The organism is Streptomyces sp. NPDC058052 (assembly GCF_042885515.1).
GTDB lineage: Bacteria > Actinomycetota > Actinomycetes > Streptomycetales > Streptomycetaceae > Streptomyces.
Map to the genome: position 1 here is coordinate 22,660 of NZ_JBHVRX010000006.1, position 14,079 is coordinate 36,738.

11 protein-coding genes are annotated in these 14,079 nt (G+C 74.5%); 8 read left to right on the top strand and 3 right to left on the bottom strand.

Features of this window, described 5'->3' with window-relative positions:
• Nucleotides 1–71 precede the first annotated feature (71 nt).
• Entirely contained in the window at nt 72–716 is a 645-nt protein-coding gene (locus ACFVU3_RS10745) for an SDR family NAD(P)-dependent oxidoreductase (RefSeq protein ID WP_390065506.1), read from the bottom strand.
• Nucleotides 717–937: 221 nt separating this feature from the next.
• On the opposite strand from ACFVU3_RS10745, the gene ACFVU3_RS10750 reads away from it, so the two are divergent.
• From ACFVU3_RS10750 to ACFVU3_RS10760, 3 genes are all read left to right on the top strand, one after another.
• On the top strand, nt 938–1,609 hold the full coding sequence (locus ACFVU3_RS10750; protein WP_390065508.1) for a HEAT repeat domain-containing protein: 672 nt from the start codon (nt 938–940) through the stop codon (nt 1,607–1,609).
• A gap of 100 nt (nt 1,610–1,709) precedes the next feature.
• The gene (locus ACFVU3_RS10755) at nt 1,710–2,732 is read left to right on the top strand and encodes a HEAT repeat domain-containing protein (protein WP_390065510.1); all 1,023 of its coding nucleotides are present in this window, start codon (nt 1,710–1,712) and stop codon (nt 2,730–2,732) included.
• A gap of 162 nt (nt 2,733–2,894) precedes the next feature.
• Complete coding sequence (locus ACFVU3_RS10760) at nt 2,895–3,458, top strand: heme-binding protein (RefSeq protein WP_390065511.1); 564 nt, start codon at nt 2,895–2,897, stop codon at nt 3,456–3,458.
• 42 nt (nt 3,459–3,500) lie between these two features.
• On the opposite strand, the gene ACFVU3_RS10765 is transcribed toward ACFVU3_RS10760, so the two are convergent.
• Nucleotides 3,501–4,562: a saccharopine dehydrogenase family protein gene (locus ACFVU3_RS10765; RefSeq protein ID WP_390065513.1), complete on the bottom strand. Its 1,062-nt coding sequence runs from the start codon at nt 4,560–4,562 to the stop codon at nt 3,501–3,503.
• 117 nt (nt 4,563–4,679) lie between these two features.
• On the opposite strand from ACFVU3_RS10765, the gene ACFVU3_RS10770 reads away from it, so the two are divergent.
• Nucleotides 4,680–5,639 (top strand): helix-turn-helix domain-containing protein, encoded by a 960-nt coding sequence (locus ACFVU3_RS10770; RefSeq protein WP_390065514.1) that lies wholly within the window; start codon nt 4,680–4,682, stop codon nt 5,637–5,639.
• 64 nt (nt 5,640–5,703) lie between these two features.
• Here the strand turns inward: ACFVU3_RS10770 and ACFVU3_RS10775 are convergent, their stop codons facing one another.
• The gene (locus tag ACFVU3_RS10775; protein WP_390065515.1) at nt 5,704–7,758 is read right to left on the bottom strand and encodes a phosphocholine-specific phospholipase C; all 2,055 of its coding nucleotides are present in this window, start codon (nt 7,756–7,758) and stop codon (nt 5,704–5,706) included.
• Nucleotides 7,759–8,349: 591 nt separating this feature from the next.
• On the opposite strand from ACFVU3_RS10775, the gene ACFVU3_RS10780 reads away from it, so the two are divergent.
• The 4 genes from ACFVU3_RS10780 to ACFVU3_RS10795 all read left to right on the top strand — a co-directional run bounded on the left by ACFVU3_RS10780 (nt 8,350) and on the right by ACFVU3_RS10795 (nt 14,079).
• Complete coding sequence (locus tag ACFVU3_RS10780) at nt 8,350–10,674, top strand: FdhF/YdeP family oxidoreductase (RefSeq protein ID WP_390065516.1); 2,325 nt, start codon at nt 8,350–8,352, stop codon at nt 10,672–10,674.
• A complete protein-coding gene (gene fdhD / locus ACFVU3_RS10785; protein WP_390065517.1) occupies nt 10,662–11,486 on the top strand; it encodes a formate dehydrogenase accessory sulfurtransferase FdhD in 825 nt (274 codons plus the stop codon). The genes ACFVU3_RS10780 and fdhD overlap by 13 nt, the downstream gene beginning before the upstream one ends.
• 88 nt (nt 11,487–11,574) lie before the next feature.
• Entirely contained in the window at nt 11,575–12,510 is a 936-nt protein-coding gene (locus tag ACFVU3_RS10790) for a LysR family transcriptional regulator (RefSeq protein ID WP_390065518.1), read from the top strand.
• Nucleotides 12,511–12,693: 183 nt separating this feature from the next.
• Nucleotides 12,694–14,079 carry a globin domain-containing protein gene (locus tag ACFVU3_RS10795; RefSeq protein WP_390065519.1) on the top strand — a complete coding sequence of 462 codons (1,386 nt, stop codon included), beginning with the start codon at nt 12,694–12,696 and terminating at the stop codon, nt 14,077–14,079.

Consider the following 14,079-nt stretch of genomic DNA (forward strand, 5'->3'; position numbering starts at 1 on the left):
GACCCCGCAAACCCAGGGTCAGGGGAGTGTCAGGACCCGGACGCGCGGACGCCGCCGGCTCCCGGGCGCGGTCAGTGGAGCACTTCGCGCTCCCACCGCTCCCGCGGCTGGGTGTGGAGCCGCCAGTAGTGCTCGGCGATGTCGTCGGGGTCGTACGCCGTCCCGGGCGCGACCGCCCCGCCGACGGTGACCGTGGCGACGTGCACACCCGACGGCCCGTACTCGGTGTCGAGCAGTTCGACCAGGGCCCGCACCCCGGCCTTCCCCAGCGACAGGCTCACGTACGGCGGCTTCATCTCGGGCATCCCGCCGGTGACCACGAACGTGCCCCGGCCCCGCCGGGCCATCCCGGGCAGGAGGTGGGCGGCGGTGGAGAGGGCGCCGAGGACGTTGACCGCGTAGGTGTCCAGGTGGTCGCGGTGAGCGAGCTCACCGACGGCGTCGGGCCGGATGACGGCCGCGTTGTAGACCACGACGTCGGGTTCGCCGAGTTCCGCCACGGCCGTGTCGAGAGCGGCGCGCAGGCCCTTCTCGTCGGCGACGTCGGCGGTGAGGGGCACCGCCCGCACCCCGAGCGGGCCGAGGGCCGCGGCCGCCTCCGTCACCGTCTTCTCCGTCCGCGCGACCAGCGCGACCGGCAGCCCCTCCCGGGCGAACCGCCGCGCCACCGCCTGTCCGATCCCCGGCCCCGCCCCGATGACCAACGCTCCCGCCATGACCGCTCCTCCGTCTCGCCGTATGCCGATACGAAGGTCAACTCCCGCCGCCCGCGGCCTCTTCCCGATCTCGCGTGCGGATGCGCCCCGGTTCCCGGCCGGCCTCGGAGGGGTACGCGCGGGACCCCCGGCGCGCGTCGTCTCCGACCGGCCCGGGGGCGGCCGGACTTGACCTTGACACGGTGACAAGCCTTTGACTGCCGGTCGAGGAGGTGGTCCCGATGACCATGACGGAGCAGGACCCGGAGGTACGGCAGGCGGTCCGGGCGCTGGAGGACGGGAGCTCGTCGGTGCGGCTGCGGGCCGCGATGGCGGCCGGCACGGCGCCCGACGCCCGGCTCGTGGACACGCTGGTCGAGCGGTGCGCGGTCGAGCCCGAGTTCTTCGTCCGCGACATGCTGACCTGGGCCCTCATCCGCCACCCTGTGACCCTGACGCTCCCCAGGGTGCTCCGGGAACTCCGCTCGGAGCGGCCGCAGGCACGGAGCCAGGCCCTGCACACGCTCTCCAAGATCGGGGACCGGCAGGCGTGGCCCGAGATCACGCGCGGGCACCTGACCGACACCGACGACGAGGTGGCGCGCGCCGCGTGGCGGACGGCGGCGCTGCTCGTGCCGGACGGCGAGGAGGCCGCCCTCGCCGGGGTGCTGGGCACGCAGCTGGGGCGCGGCGGGACGGACACGCAGCTCAGCCTCAGCCGCGCGCTGATCGAGCTCGGCGACGTGATCCTGCCGGTCCTGCGCGCCGCCGCGACCGACTCCGACCCGGGCGTCCGCGCCCACGCGCTCGCCACCGAGCGGATCCTGGCCGACCCGGAGACCGGCTTCGCGCAAGCGATCGAGGAGGCGAAGCGCGTCGTGGCCCTCGCGGGGGCGCCGCGAGGGGGAGACTAGGCCGACTCCTCCGGATGCCGTCGGGCCCGCACCGCACGGCACCGGACGGTGCGGGCCCGGCCGGTGCGGCCGGCGCGATCGGAGGGGGAGGGCCCAGGGCGTGTTGATCGGTGAGGTGGCGCGTCGTTCCGGCGTGAGCGCCCGGATGCTCCGCCACTACGAGTCGCTCGGCCTGGTGCGGCCCTCCGGCCGCACCGGCTCCGGCTACCGGGAGTACGGCGACGAGGACATCCGGAGGGTCTTCCACATCGAGAGCCTCCGCTCGCTGGGCCTGTCGCTGCGGGAGATCGGCCGCGCCCTCGACGACCCCGGCTTCACCCCCGCGCAGCTCGTCGGCGACCTCATCGACCAGACCGTCGCCCGCCTCGCCGCCGAGACCGAGCTGCTCACCCGCCTGCGCCGGATCGACGCCACCGGGCCCGCCAGCTGGGACGACGCCCTCCAGGCCGTCGCGCTCCTCCAGGCCCTCGGCTCGCCGAGCGAGGACATCCGGCAGCGCGCCGCCCTGTCCTCGGCCGACGAGGTCCCCGTACCGGTGGAGGCGCTGGTCGAGGCGGCCCTTGACGAGTCGGATCCCCATGTCGCCGGGGCCCTCCGCTGGGCGCTGGCCCGCTCCGGAGACGGCGGCCCCGCCCTGCTGGCCCGAGCCCTCGCCGCCCCGACGGCGGAGGTGCGGGAACGGGCCGTCAGGACCCTCGCCGAACTCCCCGGCGACGACGCCGCCGACCGGCTCCGCGAGGCCCTCGACCACGCCGACCCGGTGGTCCGCGGCCAGGCGGCCCTGGCCCTCGGGAGCCGCGGCGAGCCGGAGGTGATCCCGGTGCTCGTCGAGATGATCGTGGCCGGCAGGAACGACACCGACGCGGCCGACGCCCTCGGTGTCCTGGCCGTCGACACCGGTACGGCGGACGCGATCGCGGCCCGGCTCGTCGCCCGTCTCGCCGATCCCGCCACCGCGCCTCCCGCCCGGGGCCGCCTCACCCAGGCGCTCGCCGACGTCCCCGGCCCCGCCGCGTTCAGGGCCCTCGGCGACCTGACGCGCGACGAGGACCGCGCGGTCTCGCTGACCGCGACCTACCTCCGCCGGCTCCGCGACACCCCCGACGGCCCGGACACCCCCTGACACCCGCCCGGTCCCGTCCGGCCGGTCCACCCGGGCGGTGGCATCGGGCCGTCCGGGCCAGTGGACCGTGTCGGTGCCCCGGGGACGGGTCCCGCGGGGCTGCAATGCCGCTACGAAGGCGGCCCCCGTCCCGGTGGCCGCCGTGACGGAAGGGGAGTGTCCGTGAAGAGATCCACGCCGCGTGTACGCGCCGCCGCCTGCGGCAGTCTGCTGGCGGTCGGCCTGGGGTTCGGCCTGGCGGGGCCCGTGCAGGCCGTCGGCGCCACGTGCGCGACGGCGTGCACCGCGCCGGCGACGGACGGCGGGGTCGCGCCCCAGAACGTGGTCAGCACCGCCCATCTGACGGAGCGGGCCGCGGCGAAGGCGGCCCGGGCCGCGCTCGCGGCGGCGGTCGCCGCGGGGCAGCGGGTCAGCGTCGCCGTGCTGGACCGCAGCGGCAACCCGATCGTCGTCCTGCGCGGCGACGGCGCGGGCCCGCACACCTACGAGTCGGCGCAGCGCAAGGCGTACACGGCGGCCTCGTTCAACGCCCCGACGTCGGTGCTCGTCGGCCGGCTCGAACAGACCCCGACGCTCGCCGACATCCCGGACACGCTCTTCCTCGCCGGCGGCCTGCCGATCCGGTACCAGGGTTCCCCGATCGCGGGGATCGGCGTCGCCGGCGCGCCCAGCGGGCTCCAGGACGAGCAGTTCGCCCAGGCCGGCATCGACGCCCTCGGTCACTGACCCCCCGCCGCGGCGGGCCCGGAGCGAGCGGCGGGCGGTCCGCTACGCCCCCGCCGACGGGCTCGCCGCGACGTCCGTCTCCCAGGTGAGGTGGCCGGCCGCCGCGAGGGAGCGGAGGAAGTCCGCCGCGTCGAAGAGCGCGCCGGCGGACGCGACCCCGGTCGTACGGGTCCGGCCGGTGAGGATCCGGTGCACGGCCTCGACGGCGAGCGGCGCCGTGACGGCGTAGATGTCCTGTCCGGTGGCGACGGCTCGCCGCTCGGTGCCGCCGGAGCGCACCACGACGTCCACGAGGAAGGTCTGCGCGGACCGGCCGCGCTCGTCGACCGCCGTCGGGGCGGGCGTCCGCGCGCCCGTGACGCCGCCGGCCGCCTCGGTGGACATGTAGGTGCGCACGGTGGGGACGGACAGATGGCTCGGGAGGGTCACGACGTCGGCCATCGTGAACTCGCCGACGACCGTCCGCGGTCCCATCGGCTCGGGGAACGGCCACGTCAGCGTGGGCAGTTCGTCGGTGTGGTACTCCAGCCGCCCGTCCGCGAAGCGGACCCGCCGGCCGCCGCGCCGCTCCGCCGACACCTTCCCGGCGAGCCGGGTCCCCTCGGTGGGCTCCCAGCCGCTGAGCCCGTACGCGATGTGCGCCTCGTCCGCCGTCGTCCGGTCGCCGAGCGCGGCGGTCGTCAGCAGGTCGCCGAGGCCGCCGTAGAAGGCCATCGCGGGGAGGACGACCGCGTCCGCCGCCTTCGCCCGGCCGGCGAACCGCGCGAACGTGTCGGCGTTGGCCTCGATCTCGGCCGCCACGTCGACGTAGGGGATCCCGGCCCGCAGCGCCGCCTCGATCACCGGGCCGGCCGTGGTGGCGAACGGGCCCGCGCAGTTGACGACGGCGTCGGCGCCGGCCAGCGCCCGGTCGAGCGCCGCCGGGTCGTCGACCGGCGCGGGGCGGGTGTCGAGCCCCGGGTGCTCCTCCGCGAGGGCGGCCAGCTTGTCCCGGTCCCGCCCGGCCAGGACCGGGACGAAGCCGCGCTCCCGCAGGTGGGCCACCACGAACCGGCCCGTGTGGCCGTAAGCGCCGTACACCGTCACCGTCTGTCCCGCGGTCATGAGGTCTCTCCCTGCCCTGTGCCGCGTCCGGTCGACTGCGGCTCGTAGGACCATCCTGGAATGGTTGAACATGCAACCGTGAGTGTCGGAAACGACGTGCCCCGTACAGTTTCGGACATGACCTCTGTCGCGCTGGCCGTCACCGACGGAATGCTGCACTTCGAACTGTCCGTCGCCCACGAGGTGTTCGGCTCCGCGCCCGACGCGGTGACCGTCCCCTGGTACGACGTCACGGTCTGCGGACCCGGCCCCGTCCCCTTCGGCCCGTTCCGGCTGGTGCCCGACCACGGCCTCGACCGGCTCCGGCAGGCCGGCACCGTGATCGTCCCCGGCTGGGCCGACATCGACGTGGACCCGCCCGCCGACCTGGTCGACGCGGTCCGCGCGGCCCACGCCGCCGGAGCCCGGATCGTCTCCCTCTGCACCGGTGCCTTCGTCCTCGCCGCCGCCGGGCTGCTCGACGGCCGGCGCGCCACCACCCACTGGGCCCACACCGACGCCCTGGCCGCCCGCCACCCCGAGGTCGAGGTGGACCCGGACGTCCTCTACGTCGACAACGGCAGCGTCCTCACCTCCGCCGGCAAGGCCGCCGCACTCGATCTGTGCCTGCACGTGGTCCGCCTCGACCACGGCTCGTCGGTCGCCAACACCGTCGCCCGCAGGCTCGTCGTGCCACCGCACCGCTCCGGCGGGCAGGCGCAGTTCGTCACCGCGCCGGTCCCGGCCCAGGACGACCACCCGCTCACCGTGCTGTTCCCCTGGATCGTCGAGCGGCTCGACCGGCCGCTGACCGTGGAGGACCTCGCCCGCCGGGCCGGCCTGAGCTCGCGCCACCTCACCCGCCACTTCCGGGCGGCGACCGGCACCACGCCGCTGCAGTGGCTGCTGGCCCAGCGGATCCGCCGTGCCCAGGAGCTCCTGGAGCGCACCGACGACAGTGTCGACGTCATCGCCGCGGCCACCGGCATGGGCACCGCCACGACCCTGCGCCGGCACTTCAACCGGACCCTGGGTGTCCCCCCGGACAGCTACCGCCGCACCTTCCGCACCCGCGCGGGCGCCATGACGTCGCCGTGACGTCGCCATGGTGCCCGAGGGGCGTCCGTGCGGCGGTCCGCCGGTGGATCCGTGCGCCGGCGGATCAGTACGTCAGGATCCCGGGGTCCGTCACTCCCTCCGCGCCCGTCTCCACGTGTCCGGCGAGCCGGCGGGCGTAGTCGGCGTGGGCGGCCGAGGTGACGGTGATGTCGTACCAGCGGCCGGAGGCCGCGAGGGGCACCGCGTGGGTGACCGTCGCGCCCTGGGCCACCGTCAGCGTCTGCGGGCCGCCGGCGTAGGCGTGGGTGAGGGTCACCGTCGTCGCCGGGCCCGCGTTGGTGAAGGTGAGGTCGAGGGCGCCGGTGGCGGCGTTGTGCCGTGCCGTGACCTCGGGGACGGCGGTCCTGCCGGGGGACCGGAAGCGGCGCAGGAACCCGTTGGGGCCGTGCACGGTGAGGTCGGTGGTGCCCTTGGAGTACTTGGTGTTCCAGGTGTCCGCGACCGACTTCCCGGCCTCCGCCGTGTACGTCCACGGGACGTCGGTGCGGTTGGCCGAGGTCACGTAGAACTGGGCGCCGGCGGCGGGGCCGCCGCTGAACGTCAGGCGGAAGGTGCCGGCCGAGGTGTCGGCGGAGCCGTCCACGTACGGGGCGTACTTCAGCGGGCGGGTGGGCTTGGAGCCGGGTTCCTGGCGGGGCATCGTGCCGACGGCCGGCGCGGTGGCCGGGAAGTCGGGGTGGCGGTCGCGGTCCGGCGGGTAGTAGCCGGCCGTGGGCGGCAGCGGGACGGGCCGGGGCTGTGCGCGGGTGAAGTCGAAGGCGGACGTGAGGTCTCCGCAGATGGCCCGCCGCCAGGGCGATATCTGCGGCTCCTGGACGCCGAAGCGGCGCTCGATGAAGCGGATCACCGAGGTGTGGTCGAAGGTCTCGGAGCAGGTGTAGCCGCCGGTGGACCAGGGGGAGACGACGATCATGGGAACGCGCGGTCCGAGGCCGTAGGGCCCGGCGACGTACCCGATCTTCCCGGGGAAGTGGTCCAGCGCGGTGGGGGTGGTGGAGAGGCCCCAGGAGGCGTCGGCCGGGACGAAGGGCGGGACGACGTGGTCGAAGAAGCCGTCGTTCTCGTCGTACGTGATGAAGAGCGCGGTGCGGGCCCACACGTCGGGGTTCGACGTCAGGGCGTCCAGCACCTGCGCGATGTACCAGGCGCCGTAGTTGGACGGCCAGTTGGAGTGCTCGGAGAACGCCTCGGGCGCGGCGATCCAGGAGACCTGCGGGAGCCGCCCGGCCTGCACGTCGGCGCGCAGCCGGTCGAAGTAGCCCTCGCCCGCCTTGGCGTTCGTGCCGGTGCGGGCCTTGTCGTGGAGCGGGCTGCCCGGCTGGGCGTTGCGGTAGCTGTTGAAGTAGAGCAGCGAGTTGTCGCCGTAGTTGCCGCGGTAGGCGTCGTTGATCCAGCCCCACGAGCCGGCGGCGTCCAGGCCGTCGCCGATGTCCTGGTAGACCTTCCAGGAGACGCCGGCCGCCTCCAGGCGCTCGGGGTACGTCTTCCAGCCGTAGCCGGCCTCGGCGTTGTTGAGGACCGGGCCGCCGCCCGTGCCGTCGTTGCCGGTGTGGCCCGACCACAGGTAGTAGCGGTTCGGGTCGGTCGAGCCGATGAACGAACAGTGGTAGGCGTCGCAGATCGTGAAGGCGTCGGCGAGCGCGTAGTGGAACGGGATGTCGTCCCGGGTGAGGTACGCCATCGTGGCCTTGGTCTTGGCCGGTATCCAGTTGTCGTACTTGCCCTTGTTGAACGCCTTCTGGCCACCGGCCCAGTCGTGGTTGAGCCCCTGGAGGAACTCCATGCCGAGCTTGGCGCTCTCGGGACGGAAGGGCAGGGTCACCTTCGAGCCGTCGGACTGGTTCCACACGGACTTCCCGCTGGGCAGCGTCACGGGACGGGGGTCGCCGAAGCCGCGGACGCCCTTCATCGCCCCGAAGTAGTGGTCGAAGGACCGGTTCTCCTGCATGAGGACGACGATGTGCTCGACGTCCTGGAGGGTGCCGGTGGATCCCTGCGCGGGGATGGCGGCGGCGCGGGCGATGGACTCGGACAGCGCGCTGAACGCGACGGTGCCACCGGCGAGCTGAAGGAACCGGCGGCGATCGAGGTCGGCCATGGGGGAGTAGTCCTCCGGAAGTCGGGCGGAACGGGAGTGGTGCGGCGGCCGGGGAGCGGCGCGGAGCGCCCCAAGGAGAGCGTCCGTGGGCCACCGCTCCTTGACCGTCCGGTAACTTCCCGCTGAACACCCAGCGAAATCCCCCACACATCATCAACATAAACACACACCAACAGACATGATGGATCCTGCGGCCGGCCCCTCCTGGACGGTGGGGTCCTGGGCCTCCGTGCGGGGCCGGGCGCGCGCGGGCCCCGTCGCCCCGCGCCGCGCCGGCGGCGACGGCGGGCATGCCCGGGCCGCGGCCGGCGCGGGACGGCGCCCCCGTCCCGTACCGGCGGAATTCCCGTCCCCGCATTCCTGCCCGGGAATGCGCCGGCCTTCCCCGGAAGACCCCGGACCGGGAATCCCGATGGCCCGGTCGAAGACGCCTATCGCCGTCGTATCCGCTGGTCAGAAGGGTCTGAGGCCGACAGATAAGCGGCGCCGATCAGCTCATCGGAGCCCCCTCTTTGACGGCATGTCCGGAGCGTCGCGAAGCTGATCCCCCAGCGCGTCGGCGCGCACATCCGGAAAAGAGGCGTACGCGAAATGAGCCGCAGCATCGAGGACCCGGTCGACGACCTGAAGGTCACGCCGCCCAAGACCTGGGCGACCGGTCTGCCCGCGGTGACGCACGCGCTGGAGTACTCGCTGCGCCAGACCTCGCCGCGCCGCACCGCGCTGACGCTCCTCAACATCAACCAGGCGAAGGGCACCGACTGCCCCGGCTGCGCCTGGCCCGAACCCGCCCCGGGCGAGCGGCACATGAACGAGTACTGCGAGAACGGCGCCAAGCACATCAACGACGAGGCCACCTCGCGCCGCGTCACCCGGGACTTCTTCCGCGCCCACTCGATCGCCGAGCTCGACGGCATGTCCGACTACTGGCTCAACCAGCAGGGCCGGCTCACCGAGCCCATGGTCAAGCGGCCGGGCGCGACCCACTACGAGCCGATCGGCTGGGACGAGGCGCTCGGGCTGCTCGCCGACGAGCTCAAGGCGCTGGACTCGCCCGACGAGGCCCTCTTCTACGTCTCCGGCCGGCTCAACAACGAGGCCGCCTTCCTCCTCCAGCTCCTCGCCCGCGCCTTCGGCACCAACAACCTCCCGGACTGCTCCAACATGTGCCACGAGTCCAGCGGCTTCGGGCTCGGGGAGACCCTCGGCATCGGCAAGGGCAGCGTCTCGCTGGACGACATCCACCACTCCGACCTGATCTTCGTCGTCGGACAGAACCCGGGGACCAACCACCCCCGGATGCTGTCGGCGCTGGAGGAGACCAAGCGCAACGGCGGGCACGTCGTGGCCGTCAACACCCTCCCCGAGGCCGGCCTCATGCGCTTCAAGCACCCGCAGAAGGCACGCGGCGTCCTCGGCCGCGGCACCCCGATCGCCGACCAGTTCCTGCACATCCGGGCCGGCGGCGACCTCGCCCTCTTCCAGGCACTCAACCGGCTCCTCCTGGAGGCCGAGGACGCCGCTCCCGGCACCGTGCTCGACCACGACTTCATCCGGACCCACAGCACCGGCTTCGAGGAGTTCGCCGCCCACGCCCGCAAGGTCCCCTGGGACGACATCCTCGCCGCGACCGGACTCGCCCGCGACGAGATCGACGAGCTCTTCGCCCGGGTCCTGAGGAGCGGGAGCGTCATCGTGTGCTGGGCGATGGGCGTCACCCAGCACAAGCACGGCGTGCCCACCATCCGCGAGATCGTCAACTTCCTGATGGCACGCGGCAACATCGGCCGCCCCGGCGCCGGCGTCTGCCCGGTGCGCGGCCACAGCAACGTCCAGGGCGACCGCACGATGGGCGTCTGGGAGCAGATGCCCCCGGCGTTCCTCGACGCCCTCGGCCGCGAGTTCGGCTTCACCCCGCCCGCCCACCACGGACTGGACGCCGTGCACGGCATCCGCGCCATGCGCGACGGCCGCGCCAAGGTCTTCCTCGGCGTCGCCGGCAACTTCGTACGGGCCACACCGGACAGCGCCGTCACGGAGGAGGCCATGCGGCGCTGCCGGCTCACCGCGCACGTCTCCACCAAGCTCAACCGCTCCCACACGGTCTGCGGCGACACGGCGCTCATCCTCCCCACCCTCGGCCGCAGCGACCGGGACGTCCAGGCCGGGGGCGAGCAGTTCGTCACCGTCGAGGACTCCATGAGCGACGTCCACGCCTCCCGCGGCAAACTGCCGCCCGCCTCCCCGCACCTCCTCAGCGAGGTCGCGATCGTCAGCCGGCTCGCCCGGCGCACCCTCGGCACCACCCCGGACATCCCCTGGGAGGAGTTCGAGGCCGACTACGGAACCGTCCGCGACCGGATATCCCGCGTCGTCCCCGGCTTCGAGGACTTCAACGCCCGGGTCGCCGTGCCCGGCGGCTTCCACCTGCCCAACCCGGTCAACGACGGCGTCTTCCCCACCCCGAGCGGCAAGGCCGTCTTCACCCGCAACGACTTCACCATGCCCGACATCCCCCCGGGCCACCTGCTCCTCCAGACCCTGCGGTCGCACGACCAGTGGAACACCGTCTGGTACGCCCCGAACGACCGCTACCGCGGCATCCACGACGCCCGCCGCGTCGTCATGGTCAACCCCGGCGACCTCGCCGCCCTCGGCCTCGCCGACCGCGACCTCGTCGACCTGGTGAGCGTCTGGCACGACGGCAGGGAGCGGCGGGCCGAGGGCTTCCGGATCGTCGCCTACCCGGCGAGCCGCGGCTCCGCGGCCGCCTACTACCCCGAGACCAACGTCCTCGTGCCGCTCGACAGCGTGGCCGACATCAGCAACTGCCCCACCTCCAAGGGCGTCCTGATCCGCCTGGAGCCCGCCACCGGCCGTACCGCCGGGCAGGGAGGCGCGCCGTGGGACGCGTGACGGCGCGCCGGAGGGTCCTGCGCGTGCGGGACGGCCTGTGCGCCCACCGGGCCGACACCCTCGCCGTCGAGGAACCGATGGAGATCCGGGTCGGCGGGCGCCCGCTCGCCGTCACGATGCGCACCCCCGGCGACGACTTCGACCTCGCCGCCGGGTTCCTGGTGAGCGAGGGGGTGGTGCGCACCGCCGCCGACGTGGCCGGAATCCGCTACTGCGCGGGGGCCACGTCCGACGGCGGCAACACCTACAACGTGGTGGACGTCGGCCTCGCCCCGGGCGTCCCCGCACCCGACGCCTCGCTGGAGCGGAACGTCTTCACCACCTCCTCGTGCGGACTGTGCGGCAAGGCGAGCCTGGACGCCGTCCGAACGACCGCCGCCTGGTCCGTGGCCGACGACCCCCTCCGCGTGGACACCGCCCTGCTCACCGGCCTGCCCGACGCGCTGCGCGCCGCCCAGCGGGTCTTCGACGCCACCGGGGGACTGCACGCGGCCGGCCTGTTCGGGCCCGACGGCGAACTGCTCCGCCTGTGCGAGGACGTCGGCCGGCACAACGCCGTCGACAAGGTCGTCGGCCACGCCCTGCGCGAGGGGCTGCTGCCGCTGCGCGGCACCGTGCTCATGGTCAGCGGGCGCGCCTCCTTCGAACTGGCGCAGAAGGCGGTCATGGCCGGCATCCCCCTGCTCGCGGCCGTCTCCGCGCCGTCGTCGCTCGCCGTGGACCTCGCCGCCGAGACCGGCCTGACCCTGGTCGGGTTCCTGCGGGGCACGTCGATGAACGTGTACGCGGGCGAGCAGCGGATCGCGCCGTAGCTCCCGCTCGGAGAGGCCCGCCCGGCCGCGCGGGCCGACACGACGACACGTGTTGGCGTTCCGGCCGGCGTTCGGATAAACCCGAGGAGTGCTGTTCCGCCAACTCGAATACCTCGTCGCCCTCGCCCGCGAACGTCACTTCGCCCGCGCCGCACAGTCCTGCTACGTCTCCCAGCCCGCCCTGTCGGAGGCGATCCGGAAGCTGGAGGACGAACTCGGCGTCTCCCTGGTGCGGCGCGGCCGCAGCTACGAGGGGCTGACCCCCGAGGGAGAGCGGATCGTCGTCCGGGCCCAGCGCATCCTGGCCGACCGCGACGCGCTCAAGAGCGAGGTCGACGCCCTGCGGACCGGTCTCAGCGGACGGCTCCGGATCGGCGCCGTCCCCACCGCCTCGGGCGCCGTCGCCCAGCTGACCGGCCCCTTCTGCGCCCGGCACCCGCTCGTCACCGTCGAGGTGGCGGCCGATCTGCGCTCCGACGACATCCTCCGGCAGCTCCAGACCTTCGAGATCGACGCCGGAGTGACCTATCTGCACCGCGTCCCGGAGGGATTCCGCACGGTCCCGCTCTACCAGGAGCGGTACGTGCTCCTCACCGACGACGCCGACGCCGACGGCCTCGACCGGCGCACCGAGGCCACCTGGGCGGAGGCGTCCCGCCTGCCGCTCTGCCTCCTCACCGAGGCCATGCAGGGACGGCAGGTCCTCCAGGAGGTCTTCGCCGAGGCGGGAGCGCGCCCCTCGCCCCGGGTCGAGACCGACTCGGTGGCCGCGCTCTTCGCCCACGTCCGCACCGGCCGCTGGGCCACCATCGTGCCCTCCGCCTGGCTGAACGTCTTCGGCGTGCCGAACGGCATGCGGGCCGTGCCGATGGCCGGCCCCTCCCGGGCCGTCCCGGTGGGCCTGGTCACCCTCGCCCGGGACCCGGGCCCGGCCATGGCCCGCGCCCTCGTGGAACTCGCCCGCACCCCCGGCGTCACCGCCGCTTTCGCGCGCCTCTCCGGAGCCGCCGCACCGGCGGACTGACCCCCGCACGCCCCCGCCCGGGCGGGCCCCTACACCGTCGGCCCGGCGGCCGACAGGGCCGGTCGGCCCTTGTCATGGAGGGCCGGACGGCGGTTGCGCAGCGGTGCCACACTGACGCCCGCTCCGTTCGTGATCTTGCGGCGGCCGGCCGTCCGCCGGCCGCGTGCGGCGGAGCGCGCGAGCGTGGAGGACGACGTGGAAGGGGTGCCGATGACGACGGCGGACCGGACGGAGCTGTGGGACGCGGGAACGGGAGCCGGACACCGGCACCCGGACCCAGCGGGAGGCGGCGGGTACGACGAGTACCACACCCTCCTCGCCCGGCAGGACGCCATGCGACTGCGGCAGCGCCTGCTCGCCCCCGCCCGCACGCCCGGCCCCGCCCCGGCGTCCCCGCCCCCGGGCCACCGCGCCCCGGCCCCCTACGACGGGCGGGCCGACCAGGAGACGATCCGGCGGTACCTGCCGCTGGTCACCCCCTTCGACGGGCTCATCACCCACCTCTACCGGGCGATGTTCGAGCAGCACCCCTACCTGCGGGGGCTCTTCCCCGACTCGATGGACTTCCAGCGGGCCCACCTGGAGCGCGCCTTCTGGTACCTCGCCGAGAACCTGGACCGGCCCGACGAGGTGGCCGCCTTCTGCGCCCGGCTCGGCCGCGACCACCGCAAGCTCGGCGTCCGCCCGGTGCACTTCGAGGTGTTCGAGGCCGCCCTCGCCGAGGCGCTCCGCCGCAGGGCCGGCGCGGACTGGGTGCCGGAGCTGGAGGAGGCGTGGCTGCGCATGGTGAGGTTCGCCGTCGCCGCCATGGTCGGCGGCGCGGAGGAGGCCGTCGGCGAACCCGCCTCGTGGCACGCCACGGTGACCGGCCACCAGCTGCGCCGCCCCGGCCTCGCCGTCCTCCGGGTGCGGACCGCGGAGCCGTTCCCGTACCGCGCCGGCCAGTACACGAGCATCGAGTCCCCAAGGCTCCCGCACGCCTGGCGGCCGTACTCGATCGCCTGCGCGCCCCGCGCCGACGGAGAACTGGAGTTCCACGTCCGCCGCACCGGCCCCGGCGGTCTCAGCGACGCCCTCGTGACGCACACCCGCGCCGGCGACACGCTGCGCCTCGGACCCGCCCGGGGGACCACCACACTGGAGGACGCCCCCGCGGCGGACGGCCCGCGGGATCTGCTGCTGGTCGCCGGCGGCACGGGCTGGGCCACGGCCAAGGCGCTCCTGGAGGAGCTGGCCGCCCGCCGCCCGCAGGGCCGCACCGCCCACCTCTTCCTCGGCGCCCGCTCCCTGGACGACCTCTACGACACCGCCGCCGTCGCCGAACTCGAACGGCACCGGCCCTGGCTCCGGGTCGTCCCGGTCGTCGGCGAACGGGCCGGGGGAGCGGAGCAGGGCTCCGTCGCCGACGCCGTCGCCCGGCACGGGGACTGGTCCCGCCACCTCGCCTACGTCAGCGGCCCGCCCGCCATGGTCACCGCCACCCTGGACCGGCTGGCCGACGCCGGTGTGCCCGCCGGACGGATACGGCACGACCCGGTCGGCGGCACCGCCCCCCTCGCGCGGGCCTGA

Coding starts and splice junctions, on each gene's coding strand:
- ACFVU3_RS10750 (WP_390065508.1), top strand. CDS start 938: ATGACCATGACGGAGCAGGACCCGGAGGTACGGCAGGCGGTCCGGGCG.
- ACFVU3_RS10775 (WP_390065515.1), bottom strand. CDS start 7,758: ATGGCCGACCTCGATCGCCGCCGGTTCCTTCAGCTCGCCGGTGGCACC.
- ACFVU3_RS10770 (WP_390065514.1), top strand. CDS start 4,680: ATGACCTCTGTCGCGCTGGCCGTCACCGACGGAATGCTGCACTTCGAA.
- ACFVU3_RS10780 (WP_390065516.1), top strand. CDS start 8,350: ATGAGCCGCAGCATCGAGGACCCGGTCGACGACCTGAAGGTCACGCCG.
- ACFVU3_RS10745 (WP_390065506.1), bottom strand. CDS start 716: ATGGCGGGAGCGTTGGTCATCGGGGCGGGGCCGGGGATCGGACAGGCG.
- ACFVU3_RS10765 (WP_390065513.1), bottom strand. CDS start 4,562: ATGACCGCGGGACAGACGGTGACGGTGTACGGCGCTTACGGCCACACG.